Below are 23,464 nucleotides of genomic sequence, written 5' to 3'. Positions count from 1 at the left end.
CCCACCATCGAGGAGTTGACCCCCATGACCATCACCCGCACCGCCGTCGTCACCGGAGCGGCCCGTGGCATCGGCGCCGCCGTCGCGAAGCGGCTCGCCCGGGACGGCTTCGCCGTCGCCGTCGTCGACCTGGACGAAGCGGCGGGCAAGCCGGTCGTCGCGGAGATCGAGGCCGGCGGCGGGCGGGCCCTCGCCGTCGGGGCCGACGTCGCCGACGAGCAGGCGGTGCAGGCCGCCGTGGACCGGATCGCCGCCGAACTGGGCGAGCCCGCCGTGCTGGTCAACAACGCCGGCATCACCCGGGACAACCTGCTGTTCAAGATGACCGCCGACGACTGGGACGCGGTCATGGACGTGCACCTGCGCGGTGCGTTCCTGATGACCCGGGCCGTGCAGGGCTACCTGACCAAGGCCGGTTGGGGACGGATCGTCAACCTCTCCAGCACCTCGGCGCTGGGCAACCGCGGCCAGGCCAACTACGCCGCCGCCAAGGCCGGCCTGCAGGGCTTCACCAAGACGCTCGCCCTGGAGCTGGGCAAGTTCGGGGTCACCGCGAACGCCATCGCCCCCGGCTTCATCGAGACCGAGATGACCGCCGCCACCGCGGCCCGGCTCGGCATCGGGTTCGACGACTTCAAGCAGGCCGCCGCGGCGCAGATCCCGGTGGCCCGTACCGGCCGGCCGGAGGACATCGCGCACGCCGTCTCGTTCTTCGTCAGCGACGGCGCCGGCTTCGTCTCCGGCCAGGTGCTGTACGTCGCCGGCGGGCCGAAGGCCTGAGCGGGGAGGGCGAGCCGATGAAGATATTCCAGGGCATCGAGGAGCTGACCCGGGCGGTCGGCACCCACCTCGGCTACTCCGACTGGCACACCATCACGCAGCGACAGATCGACGCCTTCGCCGAGGCGACCGGTGACCGCCAGTGGATCCACGTCGATCCGGCCAGGGCGGCGCACGGGCCGTTCGGCGCTACCATCGCGCACGGTTACCTCACGCTGTCGCTGGTACCGATGCTGGTCTGGCAGGTGTACCAGGTGGAGGGGGTGCGGATGGGCGTGAACTACGGCGCCAACAAGCTGCGCTTCCCCGCGCCGGTCCCCGTCGACTCCCAGGTACGCGCCGGAGTGGAGTTGCTGTCGCTGGTGCCTGGCGGCGGTGGCTACCAGCTGACGGCGAAGGTGACCATCGAGCGGGCGGGCGCCGAGAAGCCCGCCTGCGTGGTCGAGACCGTCAGCATCCTGGTCCCGTGACCGCCGCCGCCGTACCCCAGGACCCGCCGGGCCTCGACCTGGGCCGGCTGTCCGACTGGTTCGCCGCCTCGGTGCCCGGTGCCGGGGCGCACCTGACCGCCCGGCTGATCGCCGGCGGAAAGTCCAACCTCACCTACGAGGTCGGTGACGGGCGGACCACGTGGGTGGTCCGGCGGCCGCCGCTGGGGCACGTGCTGGCGACCGCGCACGACATGGCCCGGGAGTACCGGGTCATGTCGGCGCTGCGCGCCACCGACGTGCCGGTGCCGACGACCTACGCCCTCTGCACCGACGCCGACGTGCTGGGCGCCCCGTTCTACGTGATGGAGCGGGTCGCCGGCACGGCGTACCGGCACGCGGCCGAACTCGGGCGGCTCGGCCCGGAACGCACCCGGGTCATCTCGACCGGGCTGGTCGACACCCTGGCCGCCCTGCACGCGGTCGACCCGGCGGCGGTGGGGCTGGCCGACTTCGGCCGACCCGACGGTTTCCTGGCCCGGCAGGTGCGGCGCTGGAAGACGCAGCTGGACGCGTCGTACTGCCGGGACCTGCCGGCCGCCGACGAGCTGCACGCCCGCCTGGTGTCCGGCGTGCCGGCCGAGTCGGCGCCGGGCATCGTGCACGGCGACTACCGCCTCGACAACGTCCTCACCGACGACCGGGACCGCCTCGCCGCCGTCATCGACTGGGAGATGGCCACCCTCGGCGACCCGCTGACCGACCTGGCGCTGCTGGTGCTCTACCAGCGTCTCGGCCGGCTGGCCGGCGTGGCGGTGGCCGACGCCTCGTCCGCGCCCGGCTTCCTGACCGAGGACGAGATCCTCCAGCGGTACGCCGCGCGCAGCACCCGCGAGCTGCCGCGGTTCGGCTTCTACCTCGGCCTGGCGGCCTTCAAGCTGGCCGCGATCCTCGAGGGCATCCACTACCGCCACCTGCGCGGCCAGACCGTCGGCTCCGGGTTCGAGCGCCTCGGCGAGGTCACCGAGCTGCTGCTCGACGCGGGCCTGACCTACCTCAAGGAGCACTGATGGACTTCACCCTGGACCCGAGGACCGAGGGCCTGCGCGACAACCTCCTCGACTTCATGGACAGCCACATCCACCCCGCCGAGCAGGTCTTCCGCGAGCAGCTCGGGCAACTCGGGAACCGCTGGGCCTGGGACTCGGTGCCGGTCCTCGCGGAGCTGCGCGCCGCCGCCCGGAAGCGCGGGCTGTGGAACCTCTTCCTGCCCGGCGAGCACGGGGCGGGCCTGACCAACCTGCAGTACGCCCCGCTCGCGGAGATCACCGGGCGCAGCCACCTGGCTCCCGCCGCGCTGAACTGCGCCGCGCCGGACACCGGCAACATGGAGGTGCTGGCGATGTTCGGCACCGAGCAGCAGCGCAAGCAGTGGCTGGAGCCGCTGCTGGACGGGGAGATCCGCTCGTCGTTCGCCATGACGGAACCGGACGTGGCCTCGTCGGACGCCACCAACATCGCCACCCGGATGGAGCGCGACGGCGACCACTATGTGGTCAACGGCCGGAAGTGGTGGATCACCGGCGCGATGAACCCGAACGCCCGGATCTTCATCGTCATGGGCAAGACCGACCCGGGCGCCGAGCGGCACCGCCAGCAGTCCATGCTGCTGGTGCCGCGGGACACCCCGGGCCTGGAGATCAAGCGCGGCATGGCGGTGCTGGGCTACGACGACCACGACCACGGCGGGCACGCCGAGCTGGAGTTCCACGACGTCCGCGTGCCGGTCGGGAACCTGATCGGCGCCGAGGGCGACGGTTTCGCGATCGCCCAGGCCCGGCTCGGTCCCGGCCGCATCCACCACTGCATGCGCTCCATCGGCCTGGCCGAGCAGGCCATCGAGCTGATGTGCGCCCGGGCCGAGCAGCGGGTCGCGTTCGGCAAGCCGTTGGCCGAGCAGGGGGTGATCCGGGACTGGATCGCCGAGTCACGGGTGCGGATCGAGCAGCTGCGCCTGCTGGTGCTCAAGACGGCCTGGCTGATGGACACGGTCGGCAACAAGGGCGCGCACACCGAGATCCAGGCGATCAAGATCGCCACCCCCGCGACCGTCCAGTGGATCCTCGACAAGGCGATCCAGGTGCACGGCGCCGCCGGCCTCTCCCAGGACTTCCCGCTCGCGGCCGCCTACGCCGGCATCCGTACCCTGCGCTTCGCCGACGGTCCCGACGAGGTGCACAAGAACGCCCTGGCCCGCCATGAGCTTCGTCGCCAGGCGGCGGCGAGACAGCAGCGGCAGGTCTGAGCAGCCACTGTTCCCGGACCGGGCGACACGGACCAGGAGTGGAACCGGACGGCCCGCGGAGGATTGAAGGAGGCGCGGCGGGGTAGCCGCCGGCCATGGTCGGTGCCGGTCCGCCCGGTGGCCGGGGAGGGCGACGCCGGGGCCGCGACAGAGTGGCCCAGCTGCTCGGTCGCTCCGAGCTGACCGTCAGGGATCGGCTGCGTCGGATGCGGGCCGGTCTCGGGCTGGCGGCACAGGCCGGCCTCGCCGCCGGCCTGTCCTGGTGGGTGGCCGCCAGCCTGCTGCACATCCCGCAACCGGTGTTCGCGCCGATCTCCGCGGTCGTGACGCTGGCCGCGTCGGTGGGCCAGCGGCTGCGCCGTACCGTCGAGCTGGTCATCGCGGTGGCCATCGGGATCGGCGTCGGCGACCTCCTGCTCTACCTGCTCGGCACGGGTCCGTGGCAACTCGGCCTGATCGTGGTGCTGGCGGTGCTGGTGGCCGCGTTCATCGGCCGCAGTCCCGCGCTGGTCGTGCAGGCGGCGGCGACGGCGGTGCTCATCGGCACGCTGACGCCGTCGATGCCGAACGTGGAGGCCCCGCGCCTGGTCGACGCACTGATCGGCGGGGCGGCGGCGCTCGTGGTGACGGCGGTGCTGCCGCTGAGCCCGCTCAAGGTGATCAACCGGGCCGCCCGACCCGCGCTGGATCTCCTGGCCGACCAGCTCGACGCCACTGCCGCCGCGCTGGAGCGCCGGGACGCCACCCGCGTTCAGGCGGCTCTCGACCGGTTGCGGAACAACAAGAAGGAGCTCGGTGCGTTCAGCGAGGCGGCGCAGGGCGCCCAGGAAGCGACCGTGCTCTCCCCGCTGCACTGGGACAGCCGGGACGACTCGTTGGGTCGCTACGCCCGCGCCGTGGATCCGGTGGACCGGGCCATGCGCAACAGCGGTACGTTGATCCGCCGCGCCGTGACCCTGATCCAGGACGAGGAATCCATCCCGCCGCCCATGCCGGCGGCGGTTTCCGCCCTTGCCGAGGCGGTCCGGACGCTGCGCGGCGAGTTCACCCGCGGCGTGGCGCCGGACCAGGCCCGCCGGCAGGCGTTGCGGGCGGTCTGCGAGGCCGGCCATGCCTACCGGGCGGGGGTGGGCTTCTCCGGAGCGGTCGTGGTCGCCCAGGTCCGCACGGCGGTCAGCGATCTGCTGGTGGCCAGCGGCGTCGCACAGGACGACGCGAACTCGATGGTCCGCCGAGCGTTCGGCCCGCTCCGGACCGCCGCACCGCAGGGCGGGTGACAGTCGCCGGGGAGTCGAGCCGATGTCCACGGCGCCCTGATACCTGGAGTCGCCGCACGGCTCCCGCCTGGGACGGGCCGCCGGCGGCCGTGACGCGGAGGGGCCACCTCGCGGCCCGACGGGCCGACTTCGCCGCGACTGGTCGGAGCTGTCCGGTTCCGCCGTCCGCGCCGGGACGGTGGACGGCCGGAGAACGCCGAACGCGCTCGACCCGACGGTGCGGCGCACTAGCGTGACCCGTGGGCGAGGAGGCGGGCTCGTCTCCGATCGTGGCGATCATGGGGGTGTCGTGCGCCGGCCGAAACGGGGTGCCCTCTTCGCGGCCGGGCTGTTGCTGCGGCAGCGCCGCCGCCGGTGGCGTACCCGGCGGGAGCGCCACGCCGAGCGGACCGTCCGGCGCCACGGGGACCGGCGGGCCGACCGGCGGCTGGCCTGGCGGTACCGGCGGCGGGTGCGGTGGACGATCATCTCCCTCGCCGGCCTCCTGGTGCTCTGGACGATCTACTCCGCGGTGCTGGCCCGGCTGCAGAAGGAACCGGACGCCTTTCCGATCTCCGACTGGTGCGCGGGCGACCAGCCGCGGGCGTACTACTGCGGCCAGGTGCAGGACTTCGTCAAGGGCCCCCTGGTGATCGCGCTCGGTCTCGCCCTCTTCCTCGTCTGGCGGTACTTCCGGGTACGTCGCTGGTACCGCAGCCATGCCCGGGCCGACCGGCAGATGGTGATCCCCACCGCCGAGCGGGACATCACGGACGCGCGGGTGGTCGGCCGCGACGAGCTGTGCGACCTGATGATCCAGCGGCTGCGCGACCAGCAGACCCGCCGGCCGCTGGTGCTGGTCGGCGGGATCGGCACCGGCAAGACCGCCACCCTGGTCCGGCTGGCCGAAAAGCTGATGGCGGTCAAGGTGGTGCCGATCGGGGTGGAGCTGCGCAGCGTCTCCGACCCCGAGAAGCTGAACTTCCACCAGCTCGCCCGGGAGCAGTTCCAGCGCACCATCGACACCGAGCTGCACGCCGAGGGCGAGGCGGACAAGGTGTGGCGGCAGCTGTGGCTGGAGAACCGGGTGGTGGTCCTCGCCGACGGGCTGGAGGAGGTGCTGGCCGACGCCGCCCAGCCCGCCGACCGGGACAGCGTGCTGCGCGAGGCGGTCCGCAACGCGGTACGGGAACGCCTCTCCCTGGTCATCGCGTCCCGGCCGGACGACCCGCTCCGCGGCCTCGACGCGCTGATGCTCCAGCTGGAGCCGCTGGCCGTCGGGGCCGGCGTGGAGTACGTCCGGGCCCGGAGCGGGGGGCCCGAGCGGGGCACCCGGTGGGGCCTGATCACCGACCTGGTCAAGGCGGCCGACGTGGCCGAGTCGCCGTTCTACCTGCGGGTCATCGGGCAGCTGTACGAGGTCGAGCGGCTGGAGATCGTGTCGCCGCCGTACCCGGACCGGCCCTCGGTGCGCTGGCGGCTGCTGGAGGAGTGGTGCCGGGCGCTGGTCGCCGGCGACCTGTACGAGGACTACGGTCTGCCGTCCACCGAACGCGGTGACGCCCTGGAGGTGCTGTCCGCCCTGGCCTGCCTCGGGCTGCGCGACAACCAGCAGCGGGTGCGCACCCGGGACCTCACGGCGCCGGGCGGCCCGGACCCGGGGCGGCGGTGGATCCTCGCCGAGCTGCGGTCCCGGCTGCACAAGCTCAACGCCGACAACCCGCAGGACCTCGGGCTCGCCGAGACCACCGGCGGCGAGCTCGACATCGTGGTGAAACAGCAGGACGGGGTGCGCTTCCAGCACGGTGTCGTCCAGGCGTACCTCGGTGCCCGGTTTCTGACCGCGGCGCTGCGCGACAAGGGTTTCCTCGAGTACGCCCTGAGCCACCACCACGGGCCCGGGCGGGAGCTGCTGGCCGCCCTCACCCTCTACGCGCGCAGCGGCGGCACCTTCGAACGGCTCGACGGCCGCCGCCGGCAACCGCCCGAGCGCCGCCTGCACCGGCTGGGCGCGGCGGCCCTGCGGTTCGTGGCCCGCGAGCCGGTCGGAGACGACGCCGAGGTCACCCGGCAACGCACGACGGCGCTGGTCGACCGGCTGCTGCGGGCGGCCGTCGAGACGGACAACCGGACCCGGGCACTGGAGATGTTCGCCGCCGCCCTGGAGATGGACGCGGCCGGTGGGCACCCGGCCCACGAACGGCTCGCGGCGGCGATCCGGGCCGCCTGGCCGCGCTACCAGGGGGACGGATCGGTCACCGACCGGCCGCTGGAGGACGCCAAGATCGCCCTGGTGCACCGGTTCGGCGCTGCCGCCCGCCTGCTGCACGCGGGGCCTACGGCCGCCACGTGCCGGCGGCCGGCGCCCGTCCCGCAGTACCGCCGGCTGTTCCGCCTGCTCGGCGAGGAGTCGTCGTACCTGCCCCGGCTCAACGGCGTGCGGGAACTGGCCGCCGGCGGCAACGCCGCCGTACGCGAGCTGCGAGACCTGCTCGGCGAGCCGCCGGACCAGACCGACCGGCCGGATGACCCGCGCGGCGACTGGATCCGGCAGGTGCGCACCTGGCTCGCGCCACCGCTGTTCCTGTTCAGCGACGCCGACCACGCCGACGGCGAGCCGAACTGGCTGGAGGTCGCTCGGGGAAACCTGCGCCGGTGGGTCGACCGGCTGGCCACCGACGCCCGGGGCGGGGCGCGCGTCTACGAACTCACCCTGGCCCAGGGCTTCCGGATGGCCGCCAACTGCCGCCACTACCCGGCACACCGGGCGGTGCTGCGCGAGGAGGCCGAACGCGCGCTGCGGCATTCCCGGTTCTGGTACTCCCACCTGGTGCTCCTGCAGACGCTGACCATCCTCGCCCTGCCCCGGCATCCCGCGGAGGGCCTGCGCGACCGGGGCAACGGGTCCGACCCGCGCGGCCTGGTCGGCTACTGGCTCGGCATCGCCGGGGCCGGCGACCGCGCCCCCGAGCCGGGCAGCGGATCGTCGCATCCGCTGGTGGTCCAGGTGGCGGACCTGTGCGTCGAGGCACTGATCGACCGGCATCCCGAACGGCACCTGTGGATCGACGAGCGGGAGATCGTCGGCCGGGTGGGCTCCGCCAGCCCTGATCCGGGGATCCGCAACCTGGAGGACTCCTGGCTGCCGCCGTCGCACGGCTGGGGAGTGCTGTCGCCGGGGGCGCAACGCCTGCTCGCCGACGTGATGCTGCTGCTCAACCTGGCCGACCGGGGTCGCGACGACACCGAACGGTCCCGGCGGCTGGACCGGGCCAGCCGCCCCGAGCTGCCGCCCTGCCTGACCATCGACCGCAGCGCGCTGCGGGTCACCCTCAGCCGCCGCCAAGCGGACGACGTGCAACCGGGTTCCACCTGCATCGACGACTGTCCGTTCCGGCTGTGCCCGCTGCCGCCCAAGGGCGACGAACTGCCGTACCAGATGGACGAGGCGTTCTGCGCCCGGCAGATCGACCTCGTCGGCCACTGGTACCGGGAACCGGGGCGGGCGGACTGGCAGGCGGTCAACCGGCACGACCTGCGGGAGTTCTGGCGGCAGATGTCCGAGCGGATGGCGCCCGCCTGGCGGAAGTGAGGAGCGCTCAGCGGCGACCGGGCCGCCGGGGTTGTGCGCGGGCGACCCACCAGCCGAGCAGGACGACGAGCAGCGAGACCCCGAGCTTGATCGACAGACTCCAGATCAGCGCCGCCGAGCCGTTGCGGGACCAGTCCCAGAAGAGGACGCCGCCGAGAGCGAGCAGGACGACGAGCGCCGCGGCCGCCAGGCGCACGCCGACCGGCCTGGTCCGGGGCGAGAGCAGGGCAGCGGACGAGAACCCGGCCACCAGCAGCAGGACCGCGAGCAGGGTCAGCGCGATCGGGACCGCGGGCACCAGCAGGGTGACGGCCAGGAGGACCCCGCCCGCCGCCACCGCGATCTCCACCGCGCGGGTGCCCACCGCGCTGCGACGGGTGAGCAGGACCACCATCGCCCAGACGGCGAGGGTGTAGCCGCGGAAGGCGGAGAGGACCGCCGCCAGCGGCCTGGTGCGAGCCGTGTCGCCGGCGACGCCGGCGAGAACGGCGGCGGTCTGTGACACGGTCCGCGCGAAGGTGTCACTCCCGGCGTCGCCGCCGATCCGTTCCTCGCCGATCGTCGCGGCCTCCTCCCACAACCGCCACAGGTACGGTGCCGGCATCGCCGGACCGGCCTTCCGGTCGGCCGCGTCGTAGGACGCCAACCAGGTGGTGCTGGTGGTGGCCCGGTCGTCTCCCTCCGCGCGTACCGCGTTGGCGAGGCCGGGCAGGTCCTCCCGGAGCACGGCGGTCTGGATCGGTCGGGCGATGGCCCGCGCACAGGCGCACAGTGACGGCGTGTCCGGGCCGGTGAGGATCTGCCGTACCTCGCGTTCGCACGCCGCCCGGTCCTGCGCCCACCGCGCGGCGAGCCACTCCCGGTCCGGCGACCGGTCGGGGACCGCGCATCGTTCGAGGGTCTCCGTCAGCCGGGCCACCGCCTCGGCGTGGGCCGCCTGGTCACCGCCGGAGGCCGTCGATCCGGGTGTCAGCAGGCACTGCCGCAGTCGCTCCGGTGCCAGCAGGATGCGGATGAGCTCTTCGACGGCGTCGATACGGCCGTGCAGCCAGTCGTTGATCCGCCAGGAGCCGCGGTAGAAGGCACCGAAGTGGTGCAGTTGGATGCCGGTCAACCGGTCCGGGTGCAGCGCCGAGACCTTGGCCAGTTCCACCTCCTGCTCCGGGTCCTGGCTGGCGCTGGTGAACGCGAGCTGTACGACGTCGAGGCGCAGCATGTTACGTAGCACCGTCTCGTCGGTCACCGACTCCTCGGCACCACCGAGGACGGTGGGCTGCGTCGGGACGAGGAACCGGTGGAGCGCGGCGAGCCGTTGTGCCCACTCGCCATCGGGGTCGAGCACGTCGTTGCCGGCGGCGCTCACGGCGCGCAGGGCGGGGGCGACCGCGCGGAGGTTCCGGGCCAGGTCGAGCGCCTGCCGGTAGAGGCGGGCGCGGCGGACGACGTCACCGGGGACCGGTAGCGCGTCCCAGGCCACCAGCGCGGCCGCGAGCCAGCGTTCGAGTTCGGGGACGTTGTCGGCCGTCTGGTTCATCGCGCCCCGGCGCGCGGGCATCGGGTCGAGGCCGTACCGCGCCGGCCCGGTGGGCGCGAGCGACCAGTAACGGTTGAGTTCCTCCCGGTCGGCGTGGATCTCCTTCAGCGTGGCGGCGACCTGCTCGCGGCAGCGCACGATGGCCGCCCGCTCCGGTGAACCGAGGTGGGCCAGCCACACCGCGCGTTTGAGCAGGTCAACGGTGATGTCGGCCAGCCGCTGGACGGTCGTCTGGCCCCAGTCCCAGCGCGCGCCGGCCCGCCCGAGCGCTTCGGTGCAGGAGCCTTTCGGGAGGAACGACATCGGTAGCCGCCGAAGCGTGGCGAGCAACTCCTGGGCGCTCCACTGCTCGGCGGGTCGGCCGCGCTGCCCGGCCAGCAACAGGGGTGCGATGGTCCGGGCCGCGTTCTCGACGCGGACCTCCTGGTACGCCGGCCACGCCTGATCGGACAGCTGATCGGTCACCCCGATCATCGCCGTCGCGAACCGGTCCCGCGCGCGGCGGCGCTTGCGTACGTCGGTGTTGCGGCGGCGGATCTCGGTGAGTTCCCGGGAGACGGAATCCGTCGCGCGCAGCCGGGTGAGGACTCCGAGCAGCACCTCGCGGGCCGACGGCAGCGGCGGGCCGGGGGTGGGGGTGGCGGGCCCGGCCGGCGGTTCGGCTGCGGGGGAGGGGCAGAGCCGCTCGCCGGGGTCCGGGGCGACGTACGCGAGCACGCGGCGCACCTGGAAACCGGCGGTCTGCCGGTACACCGCCTCCAGCGCGGGGCGGATCGGCTTGTTGAGCAGCACTCCGCCGTCCACCACGTGCTGCGCGTCCCGGAAGTTGGACCGGCCCGCCGTGGACTCCCACCGCAGGTCGCCGCCCGGGTCCCCGGGGCGCACCCGGACGAAGTGCGGCTCGAACGCGCCCGGGAAGGAGGAGGTGCACCGCGCCGCCGCGGCCAGTTCGTCGAGCACCGCGTCGGCGGCGAGGTCACCGCTGGCCGGCCGGCCGTCCTGGTAGCCGGCCCGCAGGTCCGCGAACCGGAAGGTGGCGTCATGGTCGGTCTCGGTGATCGCGACACCCAGGTCGTCGGTGAACGACGTGGACCGCCCCTGCCAGAGGGTCCCGGTCAGCACCAACTCGATCGGCGCGTGTTGGTCGTCGGTGGGCCGGGCGGGCGAGCCGCCGGGCGCGATGACCTTCTCCAACGCCTCTCTCACCTTGGGCAGGAAGTAGTCGTCCCCCTGGAGCAGGGACTTCGGGTCGCGGGTCAGCGGGTCGCGCAGCAGCCGGTCCAGGCTCCCGTGCTCGTGCCACAGGTCCCGCATGACGGACAGCTCCCCGCCCCGGGCCAGGCCCAGCGCGAGGAAGGCCCCGTTGAGGCCGCCCGCCGAGGTCCCCGAGATCACATCGACGCGTACGTCGGCCCGGAGCAGATCCAGCAGCGGGGAATACGGCGATCCGGCGTCCGTGCGAGCCGTGGCCAGGCGGAAGATCTCCAGGGTGACGCCGCTGATCCACACCGCCAGGCTGACACCACCGGTCATCACCACGGCGAGGCGGATGTCCTGCCGGTCGGCGCTGTCGGTGGTGGAGGTCGAGGGCTGCGACGCCCGATCCTCAGCTGTCTCCGCCATCGGCTACCCGGCGATGGCGACGGTCAGCGGGGATTCGAAAATTCGGGTGAACCGGGCAGACATGCGCATTATGGTACGCCAACCCTGCGCCTTCAACGCTCGAAGTTGCTGCCCGGCTACCAACGATGGGGCGCAACGAGTAGCCGTTCGGTCGGGCGAGCGTCTCCGACGTCATCTGCGCTATGCCGGATAGAAGCCGTCCCCGTATCCCGATACCTGGACTGGTCGGAAGTGCTGCGATACGAGCTCGTCGAATGCATGCTGATATCCGTTCGCGTCCAGCCCGTGTCGTGCCTGCCACGGGGCCGACTGCTCGTGCCGCCAGACGGCGGCGTAGCGGGCGATCCCGGTGTCGCTGTAGCCGCTAACGCAGGTGAGTCGATGGCCCGAGCTGACAAGCTCGTCGAACGTCTTCTGATATTCGCTTCCTGTCAGACCGTGCCGGGCCTCGAACGTGACGCCCTCCTCCTTCTCCCAGATCCCGGCGAAGAGCACGTCCACGTTGACGCGATAGCCGCTGACCTGACGGAGCACGAATCCCTGGCGGGTGAGCTCGTCAAACTCCTGCTGGTATTGCGCCCTCGTAAGACCGTGCCTGGCCTGCCACTCCGGTCCCTCACGTTGCTCCCAGATCGCGGCATAACGGGCCTCGCCACCGACTGCGTATCCGCTGACCGTGGTCAACCGGAAGCCCTGTCGGGTCAGACTGTCGAACGTGGCCTGGTACTCGTCGGCCTTGAGGCCATGTCTCGCTTCCCAAGCCGGACCGCTCCGCTGTTGCCAGATCGCGTTGAACCGCGCGTCGCGGCCTTCGCTATACCCGCAGACCGACGTCAGCCGGAAGCCCTGAGCAACCAGTTCATCGAAGGTCCTCTGGTAGGTGTCGCCGTCGATCCCGTGCCGAGCCTGCCACGCGAAGGCCCCGTCGTCCGTCTCGAACAGAGCCGCAAATCTCGTGGTGAACCGCGACATCGACACCGGCGCGGTCGCAGACGATCCGGACACGTTGTAGATATCCGAAAAGTCAAGACTGACATCAATCTGGGTGCCGCTGAGCGTGCCCGGCGCGGTGGGCGCAGTGCCTGGAGCCAGAAACAGGCGCAGGTGTGAGCCGCCCTCCAGAAAGGTGCCGTTGACGTCGTGGCGTCCATCACCAAGGTAGGCCGAACCAAGCCGGGTGGGCGTTCCCGGCGCAACGAAGTCCTCGGAGCGGCGGAGCAGGACCCGGAAGGTGTCACCGCCGATCGTCAGCCACCAGTTGCCGAGCCAACAGGCCTCGTTCTGGACAAACGCCGGATCGACTACGTCCTTGATGTACCACCCCGTGTCGATGCTCCAGTTCGGATCGTTTTCGTACTTGATCTCGATGAAGGCATTCTCGCCCCAGTGGTTCTTGGCGAAAAAGACTCGGCGGTTGCGATCGAACCCGATTAGTAGCAGGACGTGGCCGCCCTGCGGCGGCGTCTTGTGGGTCACGTCGCAAACGACCTCATGGTTGGCCAGCAGCGTGTTCTCGAGCGCTTCGATGGTCGGTCCTCGGCCCAGCGACGCCCAGTCTGAGGCGCGGTATCTGGCGTTGACCCGGGCGAGCAGGGGAATGTGCTGTTCGCAAAATTCAACGGCGTCGAAGTCCTCCTGGCTCGTCAGCGACTGCTGGTTCGGAAAGCCGAGGACCGGCAGGATGTCGAGCAGTGCCTGCTGTGTAGGAAGACAGGGGGCTGTGCTTTCGGGCGGAGCGGCGTTCTCGGACAACTTCTTGACGATGTCGCCGCTGCCCTGAAACCCGGTCAGCGACGAGTTGTTCTCGACCGGCTGCACGACGTTGCCTTGAGCGTCGCGATTGAGCGCGAACGCCTTGCCCATATGGAAGATGTATTCCTCGGAGACGTCGATCAGTGTGCCGAACTTACGACGGTACGCCGCCTCGAGGGCTGCCGCTCCCGCGAAGGCCCAGCACGTGCCGCGGTCATTCTGCTGCTTGAACGGAGACTGAAACTGCTCCAAGGTGAACACGCCGTCGGTCGGAACGACGTTGACTGGCTTGGCCGCCCCGACCTTGTCGAGCGCCACCGCGAGGTTGACGGCTTTGGCGACCGCTTTGGCTTGAGCGTCCAGATTGAGGACTGGCGATTCGAGGCGCCGAGACCTCGGCGGTGGCGTTGCCAGGGCCGACTCATCGTTCGGTGGCATCAGCCTTCCCTTTCGTGGATCATGACTGGTACGTCGGTTCGCCACCCGTGGGCGGCAGTGAGCAGAGCGGCAGCATCACTCGGTTCTGCCTGCAGTTATCGAGCTCTGCGCGGTGTTCGTCGCCGCCCGGATGCCGAAATAGGCTGTTGTCATAGTGCTGATCGCTGTGAAGGCGCTGGTCAGTATCGCCACGGATTGAGCGTCTGCTGAAGCATCCAAGGCGAGGATGCCGACAATTGACGCCGCGATGATCGCCGCGTCGCCGAGCACCACCACCAGGAGTCCCGCTATCGCGCGGGCCCGCTGAACCTCAGAAGCCTTGCTCGTGGACTCGAGGCGGGCGCTTCGCTGGGATTGGTCGCCGGCCGGAGCCGCTCCTGGCGCCTCCTGGCCGGGTGACTCAGCCGTGTTCTCGGACAATGCATCTCCAGACCTTTGCGTATCGGCGTCGCCGATGGCGCTGGTGCCGTACGAGCTAGTGGAGGATCTTCTCCTTCGCGAGGGTGAACTCCTCGGCGGTGAGTGCACCTGAACTCCGCAGCTCGCTCAGCCCGCGCAGCGCGGCTGCCAGCCCGTCTTCGCTGGGCGTGACGCCCCTCGCGGGTGCCGCGACGGGCATCGGCGGTGCCGGCCGCGACGCGTCGTGGCTTCCGGTCAGGTTGATCAGGTCGGCCAGGGAACCTGCAAATCTGTTCGCGTCAGTCGTCGGCTGGGTGCCCGTCACCGCGTCGCTGGCGAACTGAAGGATGGTGGGCTTCCGGCCGCTGTACGCCTGCCAGGACGCGGCCGGCACGCCCTTGTACTGCTCCTTGAATGGGCGCGGTGCCCCGCTGCCGGTGTAGTCGCTCGCCCAGAGGTCGTACGGGAATGGCTTGAGGGAATCGCCGTACAGCCAGCGTGGCGCGTACGCGATGAAATACCCCTTGCCGTTGGCGAGTCGTCTCATCTCGTCCAGGAAGTCGATTATTTCCTGACGGTTGGGTGCCCGGACCATGTTGTCGAACTTCTCCGCGTCGCACTGCCAGATCATCGGCACCGTGTCGTGCCACGGCGTTTGTGCCGCGACGGTGTCGAAGAAGAACCTCGCCTGGCTCTTGGCGTCACCCGGGTAGAGCACGTGGTAGGCGCCGACGACCGGAATCCGGGCAGCCCGGGCGCGCTCCATGGCCTCCTTGTAGTGGCTGTCCAGCCAGTCCGATCCCTCCGACACCTTGTGCGTGAAGAAGCTGATGCCGGCGGCACGGGCGGCTTTCAGGTCCATCGGGCCGCGGCCCCAGTCGTGGTTGCTGGCGTCCCAGCCCCACACTTCCGCGCCAGCAGCGGCTGCGGTGGCTGTGGGGGCGGGCCCCACCTCGACGCCGGCGGCAGCCACCGGGGTGCCCGCGGGGGCCTGCGGGCCGGCGGCCCCGAGCTTGGCGAGGATGCGATCGGCACTCGCGTCGGACATCGCCACGTGCACGTGGTTCAGGTGCGCGGCCATGGTGGCCTGATCGAAGTTGTGCCACACCCCGTTCTGAAGGTAGAAACCGTTGTCGTCCGGGTACGGCGTGGTGTGGATCAGCTCGGCGAGGTCCCCCCGGAAGTTGTCGAGGAGCCACTTCGCGAAATCCCGCATGTCCGCCTGATCTTTCGAATTCGGCTCCGGATCGTCGTATGCGCCAAAGTCGAGCGCCGCAGTCGGCGACCCGTTCCAGAAAAGTCCGTTGTGGTGTGAGCCGGGCTCATTGCGGAAGCCGCTCGTCACGTACAGCTCATTGGCTTTCGGGTACTTCTCCGCGACGGCGAGTATCTTCCGTCCGACCGGACCGATCGTCACACCCGGATTGACCTTCATCCCCCCGCTCCTTCGGCGTGCGTCAGGAGAGCGCCGGTCGGATTGCGACCACGACCGGCTCCCCTGCCAGGCTAAGCCTTATCGGTGGCCGAGGGTGTCGAATCGGACTTTTCGCGCGGCTCCCGACAGATTGATCCGAGACGAGCTCCGCCGCCGGGTGAAAGAGCCGTGCACCGCTGTGTACGCAATTTTTCGATACTTAAGTAGACGGGGCGCACACGTTAGGTATCTCTTGGCCGGGATCCACTGTCATCCGGAGGGGTTGGGCGGTCGGCTTCGTGGCCGGATCCGGCCACGAAGGATGTCTTCACAGGACGAACATCAGCACGTAGCCTGCCTGAAACGATTCACTACGGCGCGGAGGCAGGCGTGACACCTCAGGCTCCCGGATCCCAGCCGCTCGCCGGACGTCGGCCCACGGTGCTCCTGGCCGCGGCGGCCACCGTCGCCACGGTCGTCGCCGGCGCCCCACCGGCGCTGGCCGACCCGGGACACGCCCCGGCCGCGCCGGCCGCGCTGACGGTCGACGACCGGACCCTCCCGCTCAACGTCGAGGGCACCCCGCGCTTCGGCTGGCTGCCGCAGGACGCCGACCCGGGGGAGACCCAGACCGCCTACCGGATCACCGTCACGGCGGCCGGCGGCGACCTGGTCTGGGACTCCGGCAAGGTCGCCTCCGACCAGCAGTCCTATGTGCCCTACGGCGGGCCTGCCCTGCAGGCCGGCGCGGCCTACGAGTGGACGGTCCGGACCTGGGACCGCACCGACCAGCAGTCCGCACCCGGCACCGGCGCCTTCGAGACGGGCATCTCCGACAGCCAGTGGGAGGGTGCCAGCTGGATCCGCCGCGCCACCACCGAGGCCGACGACTACACCCTGGCCCGCACCGAGGTACGCCCCGGCGCCAGCCCGGTGGTCCGGGCCCGCGCCTACACCGCCGCCGACCACACCTACGAGCTGTACCTCAACGGCACCCGCGCCGACCGGGGCACCTCCTTCGGCTACCCCGGCGAGGACTACTACCAGGCAGCCGACGTCACCGACCTGGTGACCGCCGGCGAGCCCCTGGCCATTGGGGTGCGCTACCACTGGTACGGCAGCGGTCAGGGCCGCCCCGCCGGCGCCCGTGGCCTGCTGATGAAGCTGGTGGTCGAGCACGTCGACGGCACCCGGGAGGTGTTCGTCACCGACGGATCGTGGCGGGTCGCCCGGGACACGCAGTTCGTCGCGAACGCGGAGCGCCGCAACGGCGAGGGCGACCGGGTCGAGCGGCAGGACGCCCGCGCCGAGGTGACCGGCTGGACCCGGCCCGGGTACGACGACAGCGTCGCGCCGTTCACCGCCGCACAGGTGGTCGGGGCGCATCCGAACGCGGCGTACCCGCACCTGATCGGCCAGGAGACCCGGCTGGCCGAGAGCACCGTCGCCCCGGTCGCGCTGCGTACCGCCGACGACGGCACGGTGGTCGCCGACTTCGGCGTGGTCATCCCGGCCCGCCCGGTCGTACGGTTCGACGCCGGCCAGGCCGGGCGCACCGTCCCGATCCGCGCCGGCTACACCCTCACCGACACCGGCCGGGTCGCCACGTCCACCCTGCAGTCGCAGGGCACCAACATGAGCTTCCCCTACCTGCAGAAGGACGGCCCGCAGGAGTTCCGGGCCTTCACCCACCTCGGCTTCCGCTACCTGGAGATCCCCGACGCGGGTGAGGACATCGCGCCCGGGGACATCTCCGCCGTCGTCGTGCACACCGACGTGCCCGCCGGGCAGGAAGCCACCTTCAGCAGCTCGGACGCCACCCTGGACGCGGTGTGGACGATGCTGAAGCGCTCCGCGCTCTACTCGGTGCAGGAGGGGTTCGTCGACACGCCCACCCGGGAGAAGGGTCAGTTCCTCGGCGACGCCGCGAACATCTCGTACGCCACCATGAGCGCCTTCGGCGAGCGCGACGCCACCCAGCAGGCCATCCGCGAGTTCCTCCGCTCCGCCGCCCGCTACTGGACCACCGGCGACGACCGAGGCCGCTACAACGCCGTCTACCCCAACGGCGACGGCAAGCGGGACATCCCCGACTACTCGCTGATGTTCGTCGACTGGGTGTGGCGGTACTGGACCGAGACCGGTGACCGCGCACTGCTGGCCGAGGCGTACCCGGCCATCCGGGACACCGCCGACTACGTGCTGCGTCACATCCCGGCCACCGGCCCGACCGCCGGACTGGTCACCGACCTGGCCGGCGGCAGCGGCGCCTACCGGTACGGCATCGTCGACTGGCCCGAGCCCGGCCGGTTCGGCTACGACATGACCGCCGCCGCCCGGACCACCATCAACGCCCAGGGCGTCGACGTGCTGCGCACCACCGCCCGGATGGCCGAGGCCCTCGGCCGTCCCGCCGCCGAGGTCGCCGCGTACGACGGGCGGGCCGCCGGACTCACCGACACGATGAACGCCAGGCTGCGCCGCGCCGACGGCAGCTACGTCGACGGGCTCTCCGCCACCGGCGAGCAGAGCGGCCACGCCGGCCAGCACGCCACCTCGTACGCCGTCGCCCACGGCGTGGCCCCGCGCGGCGACCTGCCCGCGCTGGCCGACCACCTCGCGGCCATGGGCATGAAGCAGGGGCCGATGACCGCGCACTGGCTGCTGCGGGCGCTCGCCGACGCCGGCCGGCCCGACGCGGTGCTGCGGCTGCTGACCAACCCGGACGACCTGGGCTGGGCGAACATCCTCGCCCAGGGCGGCACCTTCACCTGGGAGGCGTGGACCCTCGACCCCGGCAGCAACTTCAGCCAGTCCCACGGCTGGGGCGCGCAGGCGGCCGTCGACGTGCAGGAGACCCTGCTCGGCGTCCGCACCGCCACCCCGGGCGCCGCCCTGGTCGACGTGGCCCCGCCCGCCGTCGGGCTGGACCACGCGGCCGGCACCGTGCCCACCCAGCGCGGCCCGGTCCGCCTCGACTGGCGGCGTACCGGCGCCGGCCTCCAGGTCGAGCTCGAGGTGCCGGTCAACGTCACCGCCCGGGTCGCGCTGCCGGTCACCGACGGCACCTCCTACCGGGCGGCCGGCCCCAGCAAGGCCACCTTCGTCGGGATCCAGGACGGCCGCGCCGTGTTCGAGGTGGGCTCCGGCCGGTCCAGCTTCCACCCGGTCGCCGACACCGCCGCCCAGCCCCGCTGATCCCCGTCCCGGCCCGCCGGCCGGGACACCGTCCAGCACGTCGGTGCGGACCGCCGCACAGAAGGGTGAGGACAATGACGCTCACGACGCGGCGCCGACCCGTGCTCGCCACGGTCGTCGCCCTGCTGCTCGGGCTCACGCCGACGGCGGTGCCGGCCGGCCCGGCGGCCGCCACCGAACCGGAGGCCCCCGGGCTCGCGGCGGTCGGCCTGACCACCGAACGGGCCACCGACCCGATCGGGCTGGACGTGGCGCAGCCCCGCCTCGGCTGGCGGATCGAGTCCGCCGCGCGAGGCGTGCTCCAGGAGTCCTACCAGGTACGGGTCGCCACCAGCCCGGCCCGGCTCGACGACGCCGACGTCTGGGACAGCGGCCGGGTCCGGTCGCGGCAGAGCACCCTGGTCCCGTACGCCGGCCCGGCGCTGCGACCACGCACCCGCTACGTCTGGCAGGTCCGGGTCTGGGACACGGCGGGCCGCACCTCCGGGTGGAGCGCCCCCGCCTCCTGGGAGACCGGCGTACGGGGCGCCGAGGGCTGGCGCGGCGACTGGATCGGGCTGCCGCCGCCCACCGAGACCTGGACCGACTACACGGTGCAGACGACGGTGCGCCTGGAACGGGACGCGGCGGGGATCTTCCTGCGCGCCCACGGCCCGGCCAACGCCTACATGTGGCAGTTCTCGATCGTCGGCGGGACCGCGAAGCTGCGCCCGCACGTACGGGTCGACGGCGCCTGGAGCGTGCTCAAGGAGGTGCCGCTCGGCGCGGTCGTGCCGGCCGACAGGCTGACCGCCCCGCACACCCTGCGCATCGCCGCCGCCGGTGACACCATCACCACCTGGGTCGACGGCACCCAGGTCGACGTCACCCGCAACGCCGCGCACGCCGGCGGCTCGGTCGGCCTGCGCACCGACGGAGCCGAGACCGGCGTCTTCTCCGACTTCTCCGTGACCCGCGGCGGCGACTCCCTCTTCGCCGCCCCGCTGACCGACGGGGAGAACCCGTTCGGCGGCGGCACCCCCACGGCGGGCGGCCTGCGGGTCACCGGCAACACCGAGGCGATGCTCACCGCGCTGGACGCGAACCCGCTGCTGCGCCGGGGATTCCGGGTCGACGGGGAGATCGCCCGCGCCCGGATCCACGCCACCGCGCTCGGGGTCTACCAGTTGTCGCTCAACGGCCGGCGGGTCGGCGACCACGAACTCGCCCCCGGCTGGACCGACTACCGCAGGCGGGTGCAGTACCAGACGTACGACGTGACCGGGCAGCTCCGGCAGGGCGACAACGCCCTCGGCGCCATGCTGGGCGACGGCTGGTACGCCGGCACCATCGCCTCCTTCGGCACCGACCACTACGGCTCCCGCCCGCACCTGAGCGCGCAACTGGTCATCGACTACACCGACGGCCGCACCGAGACGGTCGCCACCGACGGCTCCTGGCGAGCCACCCCGGGGCCGTTCCTGCAGAGCGACCTGATCCATGGCGAGACGTACGACGCGCGGCGGCTGCCGGCCGGCTGGGACGCACCCGGCTTCGACGACGCCGGCTGGTCACCGGCCACCGTCGACGACCCGGGGGCCACCGGCCCGATCGTCGCCCAGGTCGACCCGCCGGTGCGGGTGGTGCAGGAGCTGCCGGCCCGGGCCCTGACCCAGCCCACCCCCGGCACCTGGATCTTCGACCTCGGCCAGAACATGGTGGGCAAGGTCCGGCTGAAGGTCGACGGCCCCGCCGGAGCCACGGTGCGTATCCGGCATGCCGAGGTGCTCAACCCCGACGGCACCGCCTACACCGCCAACCTCCGTTCGGCCCGGGCCACCGACCTCTACACCCTGCGCGGCGGCGGCGCGGAGATCTACCAGCCGACGTTCACCTTTCACGGCTTCCGCTACGTGGAGCTGACCGGCTTCCCGGGCACCCCCTCCCTCGACACCGTCAGCGGCCTGGTGATGCACACCGACGGGGCGCTCACCAGCGAGTTCGAGACCTCGAACGCGATGGTGAACCAGTTGCACAGCAATATCACCTGGGGTCAGCGCGGCAACTTCCTGTCCATCCCCACCGACACCCCGGCCCGGGACGAGCGGCTCGGCTGGACCGGCGACATCAACGTGTTCGCCGAGACCGCGACCTTCAACATGGACAGCCTGACCTTCCTCAGCAAGTGGCTGCAGGACCTGCGCGACGCGCAGTCGGCCAACGGGGCCTACCCGGACGTCGCGCCACGCGCCTGCTGCGGCGACGGGGCGACCGGCTGGGCGGACGCCGGCATCACCGTCCCGTACACCCTCTGGCAACGCTACGGGGACACCCGGGTCATCGAGGACCACTACCCGTCGATGGTGCGGTACGCGTCCTGGCTGCAGAGCACCAGCTCGGGCAACCGGCGCACCAACGCCGGCCCGTACCTGGACTGGCTCAACCTCGACGACCCGACCCCCGCCGGGGTCATCGGCACCGCCTACTACGCGTACAGCATCCGCCTGCTGGGCGAGATGGCCGCCGCCATCGGCAAGGACGCCGACGCGGCCCGCTACGCGGCGCTGGCCCGGGACATCGCCCAGGCCTTCGTGGACACGTACGTCGCCGCCGACGGCACCGTGCAGGGCGACAGCCAGACCGGATACGTGCTGGCCATCGGCATGAACCTGCTGCCCGAGCCGCTGCGCGCCAAGGCCGCCGACCGGCTCGTGGCGAACGTGCGCCGGCACGACTGGCACCTGTCCACCGGCTTCCTCGGCACCCCGGACCTGCTGCCGGCGCTGAGCGACACCGGACACCTGGACGTCGCCTACCGGCTGCTGCTCAACGACACCTACCCGTCGTGGGGCTACGAGATCGGCAAGGGCGCCACCACGGTCTGGGAACGCTGGAACTCGATCATGCCGGACGGCAGCTTCGGCGACGTGTCGATGAACTCGTTCAACCACTACGCCTACGGCGCGGTGGGGGACTGGATGTACCGGACCGTCGCCGGCATCCAGCCCGACCCCGGCAACCCCGGCTACGCCCACCTCACCTTCGCGCCCCAGCCGGGCGGCGGCCTCACCTCGGCCCGGGCGTCGTACCGCGCCGCGCAGGGGGTCATCGGCAGCGACTGGGACCTCGACGCCCGGGGCGACCTGCGGTTGCGCCTCACCGTGCCGGGGAACACCACCGCGACCGTCCGGATCCCGGCACCCGGCCGGCACGCGGTCACCGAGGGCGGCCGGCCGGCGGACGAGGCCGACGGCGTACGCTTCGTCCGGATGGACGGCGCGGTCGCCGTCTTCGAGATCGGCTCCGGCTCCTACTCCTTCGCCGTCGACCGGGTGCTCGGTGACCTCGGCGACGCCGCCGACGCGGGGCAGGGGCTGACCGCGCTGACCGACGAGCTCGCGGACGACCTGGGCCCGGCGGTGGTCGCGCACCTGCGCGCCCAGCTCGGGAAGCTCGCCGACGAGACGGGCGCGGCGCGGACGGCGTACCTGGCCGGCGACAGCGCTGCCGCCGCCGGCGCGGCGCACCACGCCCTGGCCACCGGGGCCGACCTGGACCGTTGGCTACGTACCCAGGTCGGCGTGAAGCGGGTCGACCCGGCGCACGCCGACCGGTTCACCGCCCTGCTGACCCGGGTCGACCAGCGGCTCTCCGCAGCGTCCTCGACCCTGATCGGCGCGGTGGTCAAGCTCGACCTGCCGGTCGGTGAGCGGCTGCCCGGCGACGTCGTGGCCGCCAGCGTCGTCGTCGCCAACGGGGGTACCGAACCGCTGACCGGGGTGACCACCACTCTGCGCGTACCCGACGGCTGGACGCTGACTCCGGTCGGCGACCTGGCCGGCACGGTCGCCCCCGGCGCCACCGTCAGCCACCGCTACGAGCTGCGGATCCCCGCCGGGCAGTCACCGGCGAGCGTGTCCCTCGACGGGTCCGCCAGCTACCGCCACCAGGGCGGCACCGCGACGCTGCCCGTCGCGGGCACGGTCACCACCGCGCCCGCGGTGGTCATCGTGTCGGCCGCCGCGACCCCCGCCGCCGTGGCGCCCGGCGCCGCGACGACCGTCAACGCCGTGCTGCGCAACCGCGCCGCCGTACCGGTCAGCGGACGGCTCACCGTCACCGCGCCGGACGGCTGGCGCGCGGCACCCGGCGCGGCCGGGTACGACCTCGCCCCCGGCGCGGAGACCACCGTGTCGGCCGTCCTCACCGCCCCGGTCGCGGTGACCGAGGGGCCGGTGCAGGTCACCCTCGCCACCGGCGACACGGAAGCCGAACGCCGCGCGCTCGCGGTCCCGGTCCGGTTCACCAACCCGCCGGCGGACGCGTACGACCACGTCGACCTCGGCGACCCGGCCTCCGAGCAGGCGCACCATCTGGCCGCGTCGACCCACTCGGGCACGAACACCGAGGCCGGGCTGACCCGGCGGTACACCAACGTCAGCTACCCCGGCGGCTGGTTCGAGTTCGACCTCGCCGTCGCGCCCGGCCAACCGTTCGTGCTGCGCGCCGTCGAGACCTACGACCAGGCGCAGCTGAAGGACTACGAGGTCGTCGTCGACGGGGTGGTGGCGCACAGCCGCTCCTGGCGGCGCACCGAGGGCGGCGTCGGCACGGTCAGCTACCAGTTCGTCGTCGACCTGCCGGACGCCACCCGCGACGGCGTGGTCCGGGTGCGCTTCCGGGACACCGGCGACGGCTACGACCCGTCCATCGCCGACGTCTGGTCCGCCCCCCTCCCGTCCTGACCCACCCCACCATCGCCTCGA

Annotated in this window: 12 protein-coding genes; 8 read left to right on the top strand and 4 right to left on the bottom strand. The window is 72.2% G+C overall.

Annotated features, from left to right (window positions below; all coding sequences use genetic code 11):
- The first annotated feature begins 24 nt into the window (after positions 1-24).
- From fabG to ACGFI9_RS03980, 6 genes are all read left to right on the top strand, one after another.
- Positions 25-780: a 3-oxoacyl-ACP reductase FabG gene (gene fabG / locus ACGFI9_RS04005; RefSeq protein WP_393174621.1), complete on the top strand. Its 756-nt coding sequence runs from the start codon at positions 25-27 to the stop codon at positions 778-780.
- Between the two features lie 17 nt (positions 781-797).
- Entirely contained in the window at positions 798-1,250 is a 453-nt protein-coding gene (locus ACGFI9_RS04000; RefSeq protein WP_393174619.1) for a MaoC family dehydratase, read from the top strand.
- Positions 1,247-2,278: a phosphotransferase family protein gene (locus ACGFI9_RS03995; protein WP_393174617.1), complete on the top strand. Its 1,032-nt coding sequence runs from the start codon at positions 1,247-1,249 to the stop codon at positions 2,276-2,278. Before ACGFI9_RS04000 ends, ACGFI9_RS03995 begins: the two co-directional genes overlap by 4 nt.
- On the top strand, positions 2,278-3,513 hold the full coding sequence (locus ACGFI9_RS03990) for an acyl-CoA dehydrogenase family protein (RefSeq protein WP_393174615.1): 1,236 nt from the start codon (positions 2,278-2,280) through the stop codon (positions 3,511-3,513). Before ACGFI9_RS03995 ends, ACGFI9_RS03990 begins: the two co-directional genes overlap by 1 nt.
- A gap of 95 nt (positions 3,514-3,608) precedes the next feature.
- Positions 3,609-4,790, top strand: coding sequence for an aromatic acid exporter family protein (locus tag ACGFI9_RS03985; RefSeq protein WP_393174613.1), 1,182 nt, complete (start codon positions 3,609-3,611; stop codon positions 4,788-4,790).
- A gap of 289 nt (positions 4,791-5,079) precedes the next feature.
- Entirely contained in the window at positions 5,080-8,361 is a 3,282-nt protein-coding gene (locus ACGFI9_RS03980) for an NACHT domain-containing protein (protein WP_393174611.1), read from the top strand.
- A gap of 7 nt (positions 8,362-8,368) precedes the next feature.
- Here the strand turns inward: ACGFI9_RS03980 and ACGFI9_RS03975 are convergent, their stop codons facing one another.
- The 4 genes from ACGFI9_RS03975 to ACGFI9_RS03960 all read right to left on the bottom strand — a co-directional run bounded on the left by ACGFI9_RS03975 (position 8,369) and on the right by ACGFI9_RS03960 (position 15,542).
- On the bottom strand, positions 8,369-11,518 hold the full coding sequence (locus ACGFI9_RS03975; protein WP_393174609.1) for a patatin-like protein: 3,150 nt from the start codon (positions 11,516-11,518) through the stop codon (positions 8,369-8,371).
- Between the two features lie 180 nt (positions 11,519-11,698).
- Positions 11,699-13,708: a hypothetical protein gene (locus ACGFI9_RS03970; protein ID WP_393174607.1), complete on the bottom strand. Its 2,010-nt coding sequence runs from the start codon at positions 13,706-13,708 to the stop codon at positions 11,699-11,701.
- 75 nt (positions 13,709-13,783) lie between these two features.
- Positions 13,784-13,984, bottom strand: a complete 201-nt coding sequence (locus ACGFI9_RS03965) for a hypothetical protein (protein ID WP_393174605.1) — start codon at positions 13,982-13,984, stop codon at positions 13,784-13,786.
- Positions 13,985-14,183: 199 nt separating this feature from the next.
- On the bottom strand, positions 14,184-15,542 hold the full coding sequence (locus ACGFI9_RS03960) for a GH25 family lysozyme (protein WP_393174603.1): 1,359 nt from the start codon (positions 15,540-15,542) through the stop codon (positions 14,184-14,186).
- A 369-nt stretch (positions 15,543-15,911) separates the two neighbouring features.
- On the opposite strand from ACGFI9_RS03960, the gene ACGFI9_RS03955 reads away from it, so the two are divergent.
- A complete protein-coding gene (locus ACGFI9_RS03955) occupies positions 15,912-18,719 on the top strand; it encodes a family 78 glycoside hydrolase catalytic domain (RefSeq protein ID WP_393174601.1) in 2,808 nt (935 codons plus the stop codon).
- Positions 18,720-18,793: 74 nt separating this feature from the next.
- The gene (locus ACGFI9_RS03950; RefSeq protein ID WP_393174599.1) at positions 18,794-23,443 is read left to right on the top strand and encodes a family 78 glycoside hydrolase catalytic domain; all 4,650 of its coding nucleotides are present in this window, start codon (positions 18,794-18,796) and stop codon (positions 23,441-23,443) included.
- Positions 23,444-23,464: the final 21 nt, after the last annotated feature.

Source organism: Micromonospora sp. NPDC048930 (genome assembly GCF_043197935.1).
Taxonomy (GTDB): domain Bacteria; phylum Actinomycetota; class Actinomycetes; order Mycobacteriales; family Micromonosporaceae; genus Micromonospora.
Note: the sequence above shows the minus strand (reverse complement) of the source record. Positions and strands in the feature narration are given on the sequence as shown.